Origin of the sequence: Euzebya pacifica, assembly GCF_003344865.1 — a bacterium.
GTDB classification, from domain to species: Bacteria; Actinomycetota; Nitriliruptoria; order Euzebyales; family Euzebyaceae; genus Euzebya; species Euzebya pacifica.
This window is the reverse complement of record NZ_CP031165.1, coordinates 142,167-158,622: the sequence shown is the minus strand read 5'-3', so window position 1 is coordinate 158,622 and position 16,456 is coordinate 142,167. Positions and strand designations below refer to the sequence as shown.

Here is a 16,456-nt window from a genome sequence, read left to right as displayed (position 1 = left end):
GGGTTGATCGGGGGTGGACGCAACTCGATGCAGGACACTAACATGAGAGGTGATTCATCTGTCAAGTAGGAGTCGCACGTGCGCTGGTCAGCAGTCCTTGTCCTTGCCCTGCTGTTGCTGGGGGCCACGCCACCACCACCGGTGTCGCCCCTGTCCGGCGTCATGCGCGGGACGGCCGACACCACCGTCGACGAGACGGTGGACCGGCTGCTGGCGTTGCCGTACACCCCGCTGTACCAACCGCAGGGCGCCGACTCGGCGTTCGGTGAGGACGACTACCCGGCGGCGTTCCCGGTGACCGACACGGCCGGCGGCCCGTGCTGCAGCGGCCCCGTGCCCGACCAGCCGCCGCTGGCGGATCTGGCGCCGCCGTTCGCGGACTTCCCGGCGTCGTTCGACCGGATCCAGCTGACCTCGGCCGACGGCACGCCGCTGCACGCGATGATCTCGGTCGTCCCGGGTGCCCCGGGGATCGTGGTGGCCCAGGGTTTCAACACCAACGGCAAGCACTCGATCGTCCGGTACGCCGCGTTCCTGGCCGCCAACGGCTACAGCGTGATCGCCCCCGACCATCGCGACATGGGTCGCGAGTGGGTCCGGGGCGGCTCGTGGCACCCCTCCGGGGAGCGGCGCGGCCAGACGATCGGGTGGAAGGAGGCGCAGGACTTCCTCGCCGCGGCGACGGAGCTGCACGACCGGGGTGTCCCCGCCATCGGCATGCTCGGGTTCTCCGAGGGCGCGCAGAACACCCTGCTGGCGCTCGCCGAGGACCACGACGGGATCATCGACGCCGTCATGACCTTCTCGGGACCGGCCGACCAGGCAACCCAGTCGACCCGCAACGACGTGGCCACGGCGGCGCTGCTGACCACGGTCGTCAACAACCCCGACCCCTGCGGCTACCTGGCCGAGGTCGGGGCCCGGGAGGAGTTCAGCGCCTCGCCCAACCACATCCTGCGCCACGGTTCGGCCGTCGATGCGGTCGACGGCATCATCGGCGGCGCCGACGTCGACCGGGTGCCGGGGGTGCACTTCTACGCCGCTGACGACACGCTCGTGCAGGACTACCACGCGACCCTGCTGGCCTCGCGCACCAACGCGCTGGCCCACCACCGCACCGTGCTGGTGCAGGCCGGCAACCACGCCTACTTCTACGACCGCTGGTGGACCCAGGCCGCCGCGCTGGAGTGGTTCGGGACGTGGTTGGACCCTGACGGGACGACCACGGCGGCACCGACGGTTGCCCAACCAGCAGGTGGCACTCCGCTGGCGGACCAGACCCTCGACCTGTCGGCGGTGACCCGGGCCGACGGCGATGCCGAACGACGCCCCGTCGACGCGTGTCCGGCGGCCGACGACGCGATCGAGCCGACCGCGCTGGCGCGGGCGATCGTGACCGACGAGGGGGCGGTCACGGTCGACCTGCGCCGGTCGTGGGCCGGATGGGACGACCACACGATCACGGGCTGGTCGGTCGACTGGGACGACGGCACAACCGACGAGGGCGACGCCCTGTCCGACGGGCTGGTCAGCCACACCTTCGACGACCCCGGTCCCCGGACGATCGTGGTGACGGTGACCGACGACACGGGCGCCACCGATCGTGCGCACGTTGCCGTCGACGTGCCCGGTCGTGTCCAGCGGCTCGCCGGCCCGGGGCGGGTCGCGACCGCGCTGGCGGTGTCACGGGCAACGTTCGAGGCGGCCGACCGCGTGATCGTGGCCTCCGCCGGCGGGTTCGCCGACGCGCTGGCCGCCGCCCCGCTGGCGTTCCAGCTGGGCAGCCCGATCCTCCTCGTCGGCGACACCCTGGACCCGGCGGTCGTGGCCGAGCTGATCCGCCTCCGCGCGCTCGAGGTGCAGCTCGTCGGTGGGCCGGCGGCGATCGGCGAGGACGTCGAGGTCGGGCTGGTCGAGGCGGGATTCGTCGTGCACCGCGTGGGTGGGGGCGATCGGTACGAGACCGCGGCGCTGCTGGCGGCCGAGGTCGGTGATGCCGCCGACGGCGTGCTGGTCGTCGACGGGAACGCCTTCGCCGACGCCGTTGCCGCGTCGGCGCTGGCCGCCCGAGGCGGCCTGCCGTTGCTGCTGGTGGACGGTGGCCCCACGGGGTCGGTGCCTGCCTCGACCGCGGCCGCGCTGGCGATGCTGGCCCCGGCGCGGGTGACCGTCGTCGGCGGCGAGTCAGTGGTGTCGGCGCAGGTCGCCGACGCCCTGGGCACGACCGACCGGTTAGCCGGTCCCGATCGCTACGCCACCTCCGCTGCCGTCGCCGACGCCAGCCTGGCGCTCGGTCTGGAGTCGACCCGCACGTGGCTGGCCACCGGTCGCGACTTCCCCGACGCGCTGGCCGTCGGCGTCGCGGCTGCCCGTGCCGGCGACGTCGTGCTGCTGGTCGACGGCACCGCGCCGACCGACGCCACCATGGCCTGGATGGCCGACCACGACGTGACCCGGATTGCCCTCGCGGGAGGCGAGGCCGCCATCACGCCGTCGTCGGTGGACACGATCCTTCCCGGCTGACCCCCGGCGGATGGACGGGCTGCCTGGACCACAGCGTCACTTCAGGCCATACACTCAGTCATCCTGCTCGCGCGCCGATCGAGTACAGGCGCGTACGCCGTCTAGTTCTTGAGTTCCACGCATCGCCGTCGTCAACGACGACACGGCTGGCCGAGGTGCGCACACCACACCCCGCCACCGAAGGCTTTTCGCTGTGACCTCCCTCCCCTCCATCTCCCCTGCGCGCGTGCGCCGGTCCGTCGTGGCCGAGCTGCGCGACGCGATCCGGAGCAACCCGAGGGCCGACCTGCTGTCCGGCCTGGTCGTCGCCCTGGCGCTGATCCCCGAGGCGATCTCGTTCTCGATCATCGCCGGCGTGGACCCGAAGGTCGGTCTGTACGCCTCCTTCTCCATCGCCATCGTCATCGCCATGACCGGTGGACGTCGCGGCATGATCTCCGCCGCCACCGGCGCGATGGCCCTCGTCGTCGTCCCGCTCGTCGCCGACTACGGCGTGGGCTACCTCTTCGCCGCCACCGTCCTGGCCGGTGTCCTGCAGATCGGCCTCGGCGTCCTCGGCGTCGGCTCGTTGATGCGGTTCATCCCCCGTACGGTGATGACCGGGTTCGTCAACGCGCTGGCGATCCTCATCTTCCTGGCGCAGGTTCCCCACATCCTGCTGACCGGTGAGGCCGACGCCGCCTCCATGCTGCCGATGAACCTGGCGTTCATCGCCGGTGGCCTGGTCATCATCTACGGCCTGCCCCGCATCACGAAGGCCGTCCCCGCGCCGCTGGTCGCGATCGTCGCGCTGTCCGGCTTGGCCATCGGTGCCGGCATCGACCTGCCGACCGTCGGCGACATGGGTGCGCTGCCCGACACGCTCCCCGGCCTGGCGCTGCCCGACGTGCCGTTCACGCTGGAGACCCTCCGCATCATCCTGCCGTTCTCCATCACCCTGGCGCTGGTCGGCCTGCTCGAGTCCCTGCTGACCGCCCAGCTGCTGGACGACATGACCGACACGAACTCCAACAAGAACATGGAGTCGCGCGGACAGGGCATCGCCAACGTCATCACCGGGTTCCTCGGCGGCATGGCCGGCTGCGCCATGATCGGCCAGTCGATGATCAACCACCGTTCCGGCGGCCGGACCCGCCTGTCGACGCTGGCCTCCGGTGTCTTCCTGCTGATCCTCATCCTCGTCCTCGGTGACCTCGTCGCCGCGATCCCGATGGCTGCGCTCGTCGCGGTGATGATCATGGTGGCGATCGGCACGTTCGACTGGAACAGCATCAAGCCGCGCGCCCTGCAGCACATGCCGCGGGCCGAGACCGCCGTGATGGCGGTCACCGTCGGCATCGTGGTGCTGACCCACAACCTGGCCTACGGCGTCGGCGCCGGTGTCGTGCTGTCCGCGGTCTTCTTCGTCCGCAAGGTCGTGCACGTCGTCAACGTCACCAGCGTCGTCGACCCCGACGGCCACGAGCGGCTGTACGCCGTCAGCGGCGAGCTGTTCTTCGCCTCGACCAACGAGCTGATCCACGCCTTCGACTACGACGCCGTCAAGGTCTCACAGGTCGAGATCGACCTGTCGGAGGCCCGCGTCTGGGACACGTCCGCGGTCGTCGCCCTCGACACCGTCGTGGCCAAGTTCGCCGAACGCGGCATCTTCGCCGACGTGGTCGGGCTCAACGAGCACGCCGAGCGCCTGCACTCCCGCACCACCGACGTGGTCTCCGCCGGCCACTGACCGGCCTGCGCCCCCTCAGCCGAGGGTGCCTCCGCGACGGAATCGCCTCGCATCGCGACGGAATCGCCTCGGGCCCGTCGTAAAACCTCCGCATCCGTGGACCCGGTGCGACGGGATCGCCTCGCGAGCTCGATCTGAGCCCGAATCGCGAGGCGAATCCGTCGGTTGGGGGGTGATGGGTTGGGGGCCGAGGCGCCCCCTCAGCCGAGGGGGCGGTTGGCGGGGCCGTGGCGCACGGCTCCGTCGTGGTCGAACCGGCTGCCATGCAGCGGGCAGTCCCAGGTGCGGTCGCCGTCGTTCCATGTGACGATGCCACCCAGGTGGGGGCAGACGGCCCGGTTGTCGTGGCGTTCGCCGTCGACCCGGCAGGACGCGACGACGTCGATGCCCTTGCGGCCGACGACGCCGTCGCCCTCGGCCAGCTCGTCGGGGAGGCGCTTGAGGACCGCACCCGCCCACCCGCCGGTCATGTGCGTGCCGACCTGGGCGTTTGACTGCACGACGGACTTCACGCCGGACAGGTCGGGAAGCCGACGCGGGTGGACGGCGCGGTCGAACGTGGTGGGTTCCTCCCCAAGGATCGCCCGGGACACCGTGGCGGCGCAGGCTGCCCCGAGCGTGAACCCCCACTTGGACATGCCGGTGATGACGAAGCTGCCGTCGCCCACCCGGTTCAGCGGGCCGGCGAACGGCAGGCGGTCCGGGGACATGTAGTCCATGGCACTCCAGCGAGCCACGACCTCACCGACCCCGTCGAGGTTGTCGCGGGCCCACGCCTCGAGGGCGGTGTAGCGCTGGCTGGTCAGGCCACCCGCGCCGGTGCGGTGGGGCTGGCCGCCGACCAGGACCAGGCGATCGTCGGGGGTCGCCCCCTCCACCCAGCGGATCGACACCTTGGGGTCGCCGACGGTGATCATCATGTCGCCGCCCTCCCCCGGGTGCCGCATGGCGACGAGGTAGCTGGACTCGGGTTCGCACAGCGCGAAGTAGCCGCCACGGTCGAACACGGGCATGCCGGTGGCGACGACCACGTGCGCCGCGCGGACCGAGCGGTCGCCGAAGCGGACGATGCGACCGCCCGGTGCGGGGTGCAGGCCGGTGGCCCTGGTGTGTTCGGCGACGGTCACCGTCTCCCCCAGCCGGTCGCGCATGCGAAGGGCCAGCGCCACGGGGTCGACCTGTCCCTGACCCGACAGGCGCATGCCGCGGTGGGGGTCGGGCCAGTCGTCCGAGGCACTGTCGAGGACGTCCAGACCGGCTCGCTGCGCGGCGTCGATCTCCTGTCCGAGCTGCTCGCGTTCGTCGACGTCGCGGGCGACGGTGACCGCGTCACGCGGCTGCCACACGTCCCCGGCCAGGTCACGCAACCAGCCGAGCGCGTCGGTGTTGGCCTCGACGTAGGCCCGCGCCGTCTCGATCCCGTGGCGGTCGACCAGGTCGGCGTAGATCATCTGGTGCAGCGCCGTGACCTTGCTGTTGGAGCGGCCGGTCACGCCGCCCCCGACCACCTCGGCGGTGGCCAGCAGGGTCTCCACACCGGCCCGCCCCAGCTGGACCGCGGTCGACAGCCCGGCGATCCCGGCACCGATGACGACGACCTGGACGCGGTCGGGCAGGCGGTCGGGGACCGAGGGTGCGGGGTGGGGGGTCCAGACGGGTTCGTGGCTGCTCATCGCTGACGTGTCCTCACTGCGGGTGGGCGTGGGCCGGTGGACCGGTGGGGGCGAGGGCCGGGGCTGCGCTGCAGGCGCTGTCGGGCGTCCGCACACCGTCGGCACCCGGTGGTCGACTGCTCCCAGCGATCCAGCACGAGGGCGCTCGCGTGGTCGCGCTGGGGTCGAAGGGCCGTGGTGGCCGAGGCGCCGACGAGGTCGACGTCCAGGCGGTCGGCGATGTCGCCGATCAGCCGCAACGGCCGGGGGGACCAGCGTTCGTAGGCCGCTTCGATCCACGGGATCTCGTCCAGCGACAGCCGCCGTCGCCAGGCCGACTCCTCCTCGTGCTTGCGGTCGTGCAGCTCGCTGATCCGGTCGATGTCGGCCGCCGCCGGGTCGATGGGGTGGGCGGCCCGTTCGGCGCGGCTGGACCACTCACCGGTCACCTCGGCCCGCCACTGTGAGACGGCGGCAGCGACCTTGTCGTCGCGGGTCAGCACGACGGCGAGTGGGTCGGGGAATGCTCGCAGGCCGGCGCCGTCGGTGACCCGGTCGACCTCGTCGAGCTGGTCCGCCATGATCTTGGCGGCGAAGACCCCGTTGCGGGTGGTGCCGTCGTGCAGGATCCGATGCAGGAAGGTCGAGTTGGCCACGGTGTCGGGGAAGTTCCACGCGCGGAGGAACGCGGGCCGGGCCTGCGGCAGGAAGAACTCCTTGGGGTAGCCCAGGCGATCGCTCGTGGTCAGCAGGTCACACAGCATGGTCGTGCCGACCCGTTGCACTCCGCACAGCAGCAGGGAGCGCGCGGGCCGCGTGGACCCCGACCGTCGGGTCTCGACGTGGCGGATCACGGGACTGCCGCGGTGGTCGGCTCGGACACGTCGACCCCGGTGAGGTCGATGACGCGTCCGAGGGGCTCCTCGTCGGCTGACGGGTCGGCGTGCTCGGCGAGCCGTTCGATGGCCCGCCGGTAGACCGCCTCGTGGGCGCGGGCGATGTCGAGCCGCTGGACGTCACGCCAGCGTGGCGAGATCGGTACGGGTCGGCTGCCGTGGCGCAGGCGGTCGATGATGCCGGCCAGGGCATCGGGGGCGGGCCGACCCGACGCGTCGATCGTCAGGGGCAGGATCCTCGGCGCCTGGTGTTGGTCGACGATCGGCATGTGGGCCGGGGCGGCGACGGGGGTGCCGAGGTCGACGCACGCTTCCGCCCATCCCGAGTGGGTGCCCAGCCGGTAGGGAAGGACGACCAGGTCGACGTCGGCCAGGTACCGCCATAGCTCGTGGTCGTCCAGCCAGCCCGTGCGGTGGAACGCGACCCGAGGGTGGGCGGCTGCGGCGGCCAGGTGGCGGTACTCCTCCGGGGCGCGGTCGACCAGCTCCGGCGCCACGTCCAGCCGGAGGTGCACGTCGGGACGGTCGGCCATGACGTCGAGGACGGCCTCGGCGAACGGACGGGCGTCGATGCCGGCCCGCTGGTCCTTGCCGTGGATGGCCACGGTGAAGGTCTCGCGTCGCGGTCGGTCGGTGGCCGCGATGGTGGCCAGGTCGACGACGTGGGGGTGGGGGATCACGGTGGCGCGACGGCCGGTTCGTTGTCGGACGCGGTCCGCGGCGGCGGCGGTCAGGGTGATGACCTCGTCGGCGGTACGGCACAGGAAGGCGACCTGTCGGTGATGGCGGTCCTGTGCGTCGACGTGCGGGTTGTCGAGGTCGTGGACGGTGTACACGAGCGGGATGCGATGGGCGGCGAGGGCTGCCCGCCACTCCCGCCAGTCCCGGTCGGTGACGTCACCGAATCCGAAGTGGACGTGTGCGACGTCGATGCCCTCGGCGTGGACCTGCACCCATTCCGCCGAGATCATCTGCGTGGCGCGATACGTCGCCGCCGGAGTCGCCACCCGGGCCACGGGTACCGCCGGGTGCGCCAGGTGTCGGGTGTAGACGTGGCGGGCGGGAACGGAGGCGACGACGAGCGGCTGCATGGGCCCAAGCGATACCCCTGTTCCGGGGCTGCTCACACCCCTTCCGGCGCAGCGAGGTGCGAGGTCACATCGCCACTCGCTCGCCGGAGCTCGACGGCGAGTCCGCGGTCACGACGAGGCCCTGGCGCCCGATCGGCGCCACCGGCGGCGGGTCCGCGGCGGGCGGGATCGTGGCCGGTTCCTCATCGCTGGCGGGTGCGTCGACGGTGTCATCGGCGGGGTCGTCCGCGGCGTCTCGTACAGGTTCCGGGGTCTCGACGGCACCTTGGTCGACGACGTCCCCGTCGACGACGTCCTGGTCGACAACGTCCTCCTCGACAACGTCCTGGTCGACAACGTCCTCCTCCACGACGTCCTCCTCCACGACCCCACCGGCATCAACGGTGTCGCTCCGACCAGCGGAACCGGCACGCCCGACGACGTCAGCGGCATCGGTCACATCAGCGGCATCGGCCAGATCAGCGGGGTCGACGACGTCCGACGGGTCGGGCGTCTCGAGCTGGTCCAGGCTGTCGGTGTCGATGGCGGCTTCGGCGCCTCGCCGCTCCACCGGTCCGGCGGAGCTGGTCGTGGCCGCCGCGGTCCGGCGACCGATCGGGGCGGGTTCGAGCGTGCCGTCGCCGCGCCGTTCGGCGTAGGTCGGGCCGGCGAGCTCCTCCGGGCCGTCGGCGTCGGCCGTGGGCAGCTCGACACCGAGGGTGGTCAGGATCTCGTCCTGGATGCGCACGAGCTCGCCGTGCACGACCTCGATCGCGGCCGACTCGACGGTGGACTGCAGGGCGTCGACCTGGGCCCACAGCGCTTCGACGGCCTCCATGGTCGCCACCGACGGCATCTCCTCCAGCGTCACCATCATCTGGACCGCCAGCGCCTCGGTGGTGCAGCCGACACAGATGTGGTTGACCGCCACCGCCTGGTTGTTGGGGACGGCCACGTCGACGCGGCCGGTCGCCACGATCACCTGGAAGGCGACCGCTCGGCTGCTGCAGTCGACGCAGCTGGCCGCGGCGTAGGCCACGTTGCGTTCGTCGACCACGGGCTCGTCGGCCAGCCACGACAGCTGGGCGACGAAGTCGGTGATGGAGGACCCGTCGACGGTGTTGACGGCGAGCACGACGTTGTCGCCCGGTCGGGCATCTGCCGGCGGGTCGAACGGGAACGGCCAGTCGTCGACCGGGGCCACGACCACGGCGGCCGTCGGCTGCGCGCTCGTGGCTCGGTTGCCGCGGAGGGACGCCAGACGCTCGCCCGACAGCACGAGCCAGCGCGCGGTGGAGTCCGCCAACGGACGTCCGGGGGCCGCCACACGTTCGGTGGCTGCCGGTTCGACCGCGACCGTCCAGCGGTCGGGGTCGATGGTCGCCGGTGTGGGCTCGGCGGCTCGCGGGAGCGGCAGGGAGGACGCCAGCATCGGGCCGGCCGGCTGGGGTGCCGGCATCCAGCTGGTCGTCGTCGCGAGGAGCAGGCCGAGGACTGCGACGCTGGCCAGCCCCCGTGCGGCAGGCCGGCCCTCGGTGGCACCCCACAGGGCGGTGGCGCTCCGGGTCGACACGCGACCGAGCAGGTAGACCATGCCGAGGGGGACGAGTCCGACGGTCAGGATCGCGACGACGCCGAGGCTGACACGGACGGCGTCTCCGGCGTCCAGGTTGGCCCGCAGCTGTGTCACGTGGAACGCGATGCTCTCCCCCGCGGAGGACAGCACCGACGGGAGCCCGATGACGGCAAGGACGAGCAGGGCGAGGAGCGACGGCACGACGACCAGCACCCAGCCCGTGACGACCGCCCGGACCCAGGGGCGGAGCGCCTGCTGCGATCCGTCGCCCCGGCCGACCACGCCGAGGAGGATCGGCTTGATGCGGGCGAACAGGTCGGGTACCCCGGTCAGGTCAGCGAGGATGTGGTATCCGTCGAACCGGACGAGGGGGATCAGCTGGCGCAGCATCTGCAGCAGCTGGACCGGGAGGAGGACGAGGAGGGCGTCCTGGCGGGTCACGGCCCAGAGCCCGACCGCGCCGAGGGCGAAGAGGACGTTGAAGTACAGCCCGCCGAGGTCGACCCGCAGTCGTCCTCGTCGATCCAGCCGGTAGGAGTCGGTCACGTCGGTCCAGAAGACCGGCCAGACCAGGTACAGGGCTGCCCCCATCGCACCGGGAGTGGCACCGCCGTAGCGGCAGGCTGCGGCGTGCCCGAGCTCGTGGAACGCCGCGGAGGCAACGGTGCTCGCCACGACCAGCAGCAACATCTCGGGGCGCTGGAGGACCTCGTCCATCGCCACGCCGAGGCCCCGTTCGACCATGGTCCACCAGATCGCGACGCCGAACGCGACGAGCACCGGAATGACCGCCCACCACGCGAAGAGCCACGCGAACGGGCGGACCAGCCACCGGGTCACCCGCGGGTTGCTGACCACCAACCGCCAGCGCAGGCCGAGCAGCGGGTTGCTGCGGCGGGGTGCCGGCTGCGATCCGTCGGGACGGACCAGCAGGCCAGCCGGGGACAGCTTCTCCTGCGCGAGGTACTCCACGTCGTCCGCCGTGACCGGCCGGACAACGCGTTCGGCCACCACCGCCGCCACCTCGTCCCAGCTGCGCTGACCGTCGATGGCGGACAGCACCTCGTACAGCAGCGGGCTGAGCTGGACGGTCTGGCCGTCGAGTCGACGGACGAGCATGGGCGGGCGGACGTACCCCGACCCCTGCATGGGGCCGAGGAGGTCGACCCCCGACGCGCGCTCGGGCGGCCGGGGGGTGGCGGTGGTGGTCATCGGATGCGCAGGGGAGCCGGAGCTACTGGATGACCTCGGCGTCCTGGTCGGCAACAGCCTCGGCCACGACGTCGTCCAGGTTCTGGGTGATGACGGCCGTCTGGTCGGTGACGGCGGTCGCCTCGGATGCCACGGCACCGATGTTGGCGGAGACCGCCGCGGTGATCGGAGCCGCGACGTTGGCGTTGGCCGCGATGGCGCCGGCCACCGGCGCAGCAAGGGCGGCGTCGAGGTTGGCGTTCACGTCGACGTTCAGCAGCCCGTCCTGCAGCAGGTTGCTGGTGTCGAGCTGTCCAACGGCGTCGGTCACGGCACCGCCGAGGTCCTGGGCGGCCTCGCCCACGACGTCGGTCAGGTCGTCAGCGGCACCGGTCACATCGCCGGTCGCATCGCCGACGGGGTCGGTCACGTCGCCGACCGCGCCGCCGACCGGGTCGGTCACGTCGCCGGTCGCAGGCTGCACGACATCGAAGCTGCGCGGGGCGACCATGCCGCCGTCGGTCCCACCGCTCGTCCCGCCACCGGTCTGGTCGACCACGGCGGACTGGGGCGCCTCGGCCAGAGCCTCACCGGAGATGGTCTGCTCGATCGTGGCGTTCTGGGTGCCCATCGACTGCGAGATCGAGTCGACCGTCAGGACGTCGGCCGCCACCGCGGCGTCGATCGGGGCCGCCACGTTGGCGTTGGCCGCCACGGCCAGGTCGATCGGTGCGGCCAGGTCCAGCATCAGGTCCAGGTCGACGTTGAGGTTCAGCAGGGACAGCACCTCCTTGTGCGGCAACGGCTGGGCCATCTCGGCGTCCAGCTCGGCGCGGGAGAGGCGGGCGCCCTGTGCGGGCAGGCGGTCATGCATGTTGTGCTCCTCGTGTTCGGACATCCCGACGGGGAACGCGACCCCGTTCGTCACGCGCCCGTCGATCGACGAGCGCAGCGGACCGGATACCCGCTGACCGGACGGTGCTAACTAGTGAATCCTGCGAACCGTCACAGACATGACCGAGGGCAGCCCTGGGGGCTGCCCTCCGTCGTCGTTCGTGCGTCGGTGCGACGCCAGTCGCGTCAGCGCTGACAGTAGAGGACGGCCTCCTCGCCTTCCCCGGCAGCCTCGTCGACGAGGCAGGGGACGCCGTCCACGAGGATCGGCTCGTCGCCACCCTGGCTCTGCAGGGTGATGGTGTTCACGAGCACCAGGATGAAGGTCAGGGCACTCAGCCCAGCGATCAGGAGCAGCAGCTTCGCCCGGTTGTCGGGTTCGCGCAGGTCCTTGACGACCTCGGGGGTCTCCCGGTGGTCGATGTCCGGGCGGTCCCCGGCGTGGACCGGTCGATCACCCACGTCGGTCCGCGGGATCGGCACCGTGCGGGCCGCTTTCGAGTCGTGGGCACGGGCCACCGGATCGGCCGGGTCGACGTGGCCGACTGGGTCGACCAGCGGGTCGGGGTCGTAGGGACCCCTGGGGTCGTCCAGCCGCTCGACCCTCGGTGGGTCGTCGACGTCGGAGCGCGGAGCGCGGGGGTTGTCGTAGCTGCTCATGGGGGTCCCTCCCGTTTCGGTCGGTGAGTCCTCGAAGCGGACTCGCCACCGCACGTTTCCCCTTCCGAGCCGAGACGAACCAGCAGGCTGCTGTGCAACGATGTGCATCGTGCGTGGCCCTGCGCACGACGCCTCGCGTGTCAGGTCACGGGGTGCGGGTAGCAAACCCGGTGCACGCACCCGAAGGGCCAGTTCATCTGACAGACCAGCTCCTCTGACAGACCAGCCCCCGAAAGGATCGATCACCGATGACCGACCGCACCGCACGCACCGAATGGGAAGGCGCACTTGCCAAGGGGAAGGGGCGGACCGAGTTCGCCTCCTCCGGCATCGGCACCTTCGACGTGTCCTGGCCGGCCCGGGCCGAGTCGCCCGACGGCAAGACCAGCCCCGAGGAGATGCTCGCCGCCGCGCACAGCTCCTGTTTCTCCATGGCGCTGTCCAACGAAATCGACAAGGCCGGCGGCACACCGCAGAACATCGAGACCCGCGCCACCGTCACGCTGGACACCACCACGGTGAGGATCACCACCGTCGCGCCCACCGTGCGCGCCCGGGTCGACGGGATGGACGCGGAAGCGTTCGAGGCCGCCGCGCAGGCCGCGAAGAACGGCTGCCCGGTGTCCCAGCTGTTCAACGGCAACGCCGAGATCACCCTCGACGCCGCCCTGTCCTGACGTCAGACGCTGCTGAGCACGTCGGTGGACCTCGGATCCACCGACGTGGAGTCCTCCTCGACCGGATTGGTGTCGTGCGGCTCGTCGTCCGGTCCGCGTGAGGCGTCGACGTCCGCGTCGCCCAGCCCCACCAGCTGGTTCAGCCCATCAGCAACGGTCAGCAGACGCTGGGCAGTGAGTCGGACTCCCGCCGCCACGTCCGCGGTGTGCTCGGCGGTGCGGGCCGTGGCGTTGACGTCGTCGGCGATCGCCGAGGAACGGTGGGCAACCGTGCTCACGCTGCGGGAGATCTCCGCGGTCGTCACCTGCTGTTCCTCGACTGCGGCAGCGATCGTCTGCTGGGTCTCCGCCACCTGCGTGATGACCTCGGCGATGCGGCCGATCGCCCGAACGGCCTCCTCGGTGTCGTCCTGGATCGCCCCGATCTGGGCGGCCACCTGCTGGGTCGCGTTGGCCGTCTCACGGGCCAGGTCCTTGACCTCGCTGGCCACGACCGCGAACCCCCTGCCCGCCACGCCGGCACGAGCCGACTCGATGGTGGCGTTCAGCGCCAGCAGGTTCGTCTGGTCGGCGATGGCGCCGATGACCTCCACGACCTTCCCGATCTCCACGGAGTTCGCGCCGAGCCGGTCGATCGCGTCACGCGTGGCCGTGGTCTCCGCGACGGCGCCGTCGGCGACCCGGGATGCGCTCGTGACTGCCCGGCCGATCTCGGCGACCGAGGCGTTGAGCTGTTCCACACCGGTGGCCACCGTGGCGAGGTGACCGTGGACGTCATCCGCGGATGCCCCGACCCGACGCGCCTTGAGGGTTGTCTCCGCCGACGCGCCGTCGACCTGGACACTCGAGGCCGACAGCTCCTCGGAGGCCTCGTGGACTTCCTTGGCCTGTCGGGCGATGTCGCGGGCCAGCCGACGGCCGATCCACCGGCTCAGGCCACCGACCACGGCCATGATGAACAACCCCGGAAGGCTGAAGGAGCGCACCTTCGCCCAGAACTGCGTGTCGATGTCATCGATGTAGATGCCGGTCCCGACAACCCAGTCCCAGGGCTCGAAGGCGGTCACGTAGCTGACCTTGGGCTGCGCGTCCTCCTCGCCGGGCTTGGGCCACAGGTAGTCCACGAAGCCGGCCCCGTCCGCCTCGACGACGTCGACGAACTCCACGAACAAGCGCGTCCCGTCGGCATCCTCCAGCATCGAGACGTCCTGCCCCTCGAGCTCGGCCTTGATGGGGTGCATGACCACCGTCGGGGTGGTGTCGTTGATCCAGAAGTACTCGGTGCCGTCGTATCGCAGGTCACGGACGGCGTCCGCGGCCGCCTGCTGCGCTGACTCGCGGGTCATCGTCCCGGACGCCTCGAGGGCATGGAAGTGGGTGATCAGTGACAACGCCAGCTCGGTGTGCTCCTGCGTCTTGACGCGACGGGCCTCCAGCATGTCGCCGCGGGTGCCGAGCAGCCCGAAGGTGACGACGACGAGCAGGCCGGCAAGCGCAACAGCGGTGAGGGCAGCGAGCCGGGTCGAGATGGTGGCACGGTTGAGCACGGACGCTCCGGTCTCGGAGGGGCGGAATGACGCCCTCATCCATCGGCTGTTCCGGCCCCCACCTGAGCCCCCCCAGCGGAGCCGCGGGCGCACCACCGCGTTGCACGGCACGTCATGATGGGCCGCATGATGGACGTGGAGATCTGGTCGGATGTCGTGTGCCCGTGGTGCGCGATCGGCAAGGTGCGGTTCGAACGTGCGCTCGCCGCCTTCGGGCACGCCGACGAGGTCACGGTGCGGTGGCGCAGCTTCGAGCTGGACCGGCATGCGCCGGCCAGCCGGGACGGCGACTACGCAGCCATGCTGGCGACCAAGTACCGCACCACGACCGACCGGGCCCAGGCGATGATCGATCGCATGGTCGACCAGGGCGCAGCGGAGGGCTTGGACTTCCGCTTCGACATCGTGAAGCCGGGCAACACCTTCGACGCCCACCGGGTGCTGCACCTCGCCGCCGAGCGCGGGCTGCAGCACGAGGTGAAGGACCGCTTCCTCGACGCCTACCACTCCGAGGGCGAGGAGGTGGGCGACCACGACGTGCTGGTTCGCCTGGCCGCCGACGCCGGCATGGATGCCGAGGAGGTTCGGACCATGCTCGCCACCGACGACTTCGCCGACGCCGTCCGAGCCGACGAGGACCAGGCCGTGGAGTACGGCATCTCCGGTGTGCCCTTCTTCGTACTCGACCGCCGGATGGGCGTCTCGGGTGCACAGCCTACGGAGGTGCTGCTGCAGGCGCTGGAGCAGGCCTGGGCCGCGCGTACCGAGGACACCGCCTCGGCCGCGAGTCACGCCGACCACGAGCACGCGGGCGACACCTGCGGGGTCGATGGCTGCGCGGTCGCCAGCTGACCCCCGCCACCACACACGTCGCCCGATGGCTGCCCCTCCCCTGCTGACCAGCGGCGTCCCCGCCTTCGACGAGCTGCTCGACGGCATCGCCATCGGCGACAACCTGGTGCTGCTGGTCGGCGACGGCACGCCGATCGACTGGTTCGTCGACGCCTGCGTCCGGGCATCGGATCGCGAGCAGCTCGTGATCGTCGACACGTCCGGCCGGCACGAACCCGACGCGGCGCGGGCGGTACTCGCGTGGACCGACGCAACCACTCCCGCGGAGGAGGCGCGAGCCGCCTTCGACCGGGCCGACGAGCTGGTGGGTACCGACGCACGGGTGATCGTGGACACGTTGACCGGCGTCGCCTCGACCTGGGGCAGCCAGACGGCGCTGGACCTCTTCCTGGTCGGCTGTCCCCGGCTGTACCGCCGTCGCAGCATCGCGCTGTGGATCCTCCGCCGCAGCGGCCACGACGAGCGATTCCTCCGTCGGCTGCGCGACGTGACCCAGGTCGTCGCCACCGTCGACGGGACCGAGGAGCGCCTGCTCGTGACCGTCGAGAAGGCCGCAGGACGACCAGCCCACGTGGTCGGACGGACCCTCGAGGCGACCCTGCACGACGGCGTCCTCGTCGACATGACATCCGGCGCGAGCAACGGCACCCGCCTGGGCGAGACCATCCGCCAGCTCCGGACCGGCCGCGGCGTCGGCCAGGCGGAGCTCGCGCGGAGGATCGGCATCAGCCCGTCGGCGCTGTCACAGGCCGAACGCGGGGTGCGTGGGGTGTCGGGCGAAACCGTGCTGCGCCTGTGGGAAGCACTCGGTGTGCCGGTCGGTCCCGACGAGGACGCAACAGACGGGTACCACATCGGCCGCAGGACCGGGGAGGAGGCAACGCCCCTGGCCACGGGGGTCACCGGCCGCCGGTTGGTCGCCAGCCCCGGCAGCACCGCATGGGAGGTCAGGGTCGACCCACGGGCGAGGGGACGAGGCCCCCTGTTCCCCGGCAAGGGCACCGAAACGGTGGTGCTGCGCGACGGGATGCTGGACCTCGAGATCGGCAAGGCCACCGAGACCCTGCAGGCCGGCGACGCCATCGTGCTGGACGCCGCGGTCATCGACGGCTGGGCCAACCCCGCGGACCATCCGGCGACCGTCGTCTGGACGATCACCCGCTGACCCTGATTGCTTCATGCCAGCGCC

12 protein-coding genes are annotated in these 16,456 nt (G+C 71.5%); 5 read left to right on the top strand and 7 right to left on the bottom strand.

From position 1 onward, the window contains the following. Window positions 1-78: 78 nt before the first annotated feature. Both DVS28_RS00695 and DVS28_RS00690 read left to right on the top strand, forming a co-directional pair. Entirely contained in the window at window positions 79-2,523 is a 2,445-nt protein-coding gene (locus DVS28_RS00695; RefSeq protein WP_164709743.1) for a cell wall-binding repeat-containing protein, read from the top strand. 193 nt (window positions 2,524-2,716) lie between these two features. Continuing rightward, entirely contained in the window at window positions 2,717-4,252 is a 1,536-nt protein-coding gene (locus DVS28_RS00690; protein WP_216826309.1) for a SulP family inorganic anion transporter, read from the top strand. A gap of 200 nt (window positions 4,253-4,452) precedes the next feature. On the opposite strand, the gene DVS28_RS00685 is transcribed toward DVS28_RS00690, so the two are convergent. The 6 genes from DVS28_RS00685 to DVS28_RS00660 form a co-directional block, all read right to left on the bottom strand. Further along, the gene (locus DVS28_RS00685) at window positions 4,453-5,925 is read right to left on the bottom strand and encodes an FAD-dependent oxidoreductase (protein WP_114589738.1); all 1,473 of its coding nucleotides are present in this window, start codon (window positions 5,923-5,925) and stop codon (window positions 4,453-4,455) included. Continuing rightward, window positions 5,922-6,758, bottom strand: a complete 837-nt coding sequence (locus DVS28_RS00680) for a Stf0 family sulfotransferase (RefSeq protein ID WP_114589737.1) — start codon at window positions 6,756-6,758, stop codon at window positions 5,922-5,924. Before DVS28_RS00680 ends, DVS28_RS00685 begins: the two co-directional genes overlap by 4 nt. After that, on the bottom strand, window positions 6,755-7,891 hold the full coding sequence (locus DVS28_RS00675) for a glycosyltransferase (RefSeq protein WP_114589736.1): 1,137 nt from the start codon (window positions 7,889-7,891) through the stop codon (window positions 6,755-6,757). The genes DVS28_RS00680 and DVS28_RS00675 overlap by 4 nt, the downstream gene beginning before the upstream one ends. Window positions 7,892-7,955: 64 nt before the next feature. Further along, window positions 7,956-10,658 (bottom strand): zinc metalloprotease, encoded by a 2,703-nt coding sequence (locus DVS28_RS00670; protein WP_114589735.1) that lies wholly within the window; start codon window positions 10,656-10,658, stop codon window positions 7,956-7,958. A 22-nt stretch (window positions 10,659-10,680) separates the two neighbouring features. Next, a complete protein-coding gene (locus DVS28_RS00665; protein WP_114593914.1) occupies window positions 10,681-11,511 on the bottom strand; it encodes a peptidoglycan-binding protein in 831 nt (276 codons plus the stop codon). Between the two features lie 206 nt (window positions 11,512-11,717). Beyond that, on the bottom strand, window positions 11,718-12,191 hold the full coding sequence (locus DVS28_RS00660; RefSeq protein WP_114589734.1) for a hypothetical protein: 474 nt from the start codon (window positions 12,189-12,191) through the stop codon (window positions 11,718-11,720). A 248-nt stretch (window positions 12,192-12,439) separates the two neighbouring features. On the opposite strand from DVS28_RS00660, the gene DVS28_RS00655 reads away from it, so the two are divergent. Continuing rightward, on the top strand, window positions 12,440-12,868 hold the full coding sequence (locus DVS28_RS00655) for an OsmC family peroxiredoxin (protein WP_114589733.1): 429 nt from the start codon (window positions 12,440-12,442) through the stop codon (window positions 12,866-12,868). Between the two features lie 2 nt (window positions 12,869-12,870). Here DVS28_RS00655 and DVS28_RS00650 read toward each other — a convergent pair whose 3' ends face one another. Beyond that, window positions 12,871-14,415, bottom strand: a complete 1,545-nt coding sequence (locus tag DVS28_RS00650; protein WP_164709742.1) for a cache domain-containing protein — start codon at window positions 14,413-14,415, stop codon at window positions 12,871-12,873. A 126-nt stretch (window positions 14,416-14,541) separates the two neighbouring features. Between DVS28_RS00650 and DVS28_RS00645 the strand changes: the two genes are divergently transcribed. Further along, window positions 14,542-15,267, top strand: coding sequence for a DsbA family oxidoreductase (locus DVS28_RS00645; protein ID WP_216826308.1), 726 nt, complete (start codon window positions 14,542-14,544; stop codon window positions 15,265-15,267). A 25-nt stretch (window positions 15,268-15,292) separates the two neighbouring features. Beyond that, window positions 15,293-16,432, top strand: coding sequence for a helix-turn-helix domain-containing protein (locus tag DVS28_RS00640; protein ID WP_164709741.1), 1,140 nt, complete (start codon window positions 15,293-15,295; stop codon window positions 16,430-16,432). Window positions 16,433-16,456: the final 24 nt, after the last annotated feature.

Coding starts and splice junctions, on each gene's coding strand:
- DVS28_RS00685 (WP_114589738.1), bottom strand. CDS start 5,925: ATGAGCAGCCACGAACCCGTCTGGACCCCCCACCCCGCACCCTCGGTC.
- DVS28_RS00675 (WP_114589736.1), bottom strand. CDS start 7,891: ATGCAGCCGCTCGTCGTCGCCTCCGTTCCCGCCCGCCACGTCTACACC.
- DVS28_RS00670 (WP_114589735.1), bottom strand. CDS start 10,658: ATGACCACCACCGCCACCCCCCGGCCGCCCGAGCGCGCGTCGGGGGTC.
- DVS28_RS00665 (WP_114593914.1), bottom strand. CDS start 11,511: ATGCATGACCGCCTGCCCGCACAGGGCGCCCGCCTCTCCCGCGCCGAG.
- DVS28_RS00660 (WP_114589734.1), bottom strand. CDS start 12,191: ATGAGCAGCTACGACAACCCCCGCGCTCCGCGCTCCGACGTCGACGAC.
- DVS28_RS00655 (WP_114589733.1), top strand. CDS start 12,440: ATGACCGACCGCACCGCACGCACCGAATGGGAAGGCGCACTTGCCAAG.
- DVS28_RS00645 (WP_216826308.1), top strand. CDS start 14,542: ATGATGGACGTGGAGATCTGGTCGGATGTCGTGTGCCCGTGGTGCGCG.
- DVS28_RS00640 (WP_164709741.1), top strand. CDS start 15,293: ATGGCTGCCCCTCCCCTGCTGACCAGCGGCGTCCCCGCCTTCGACGAG.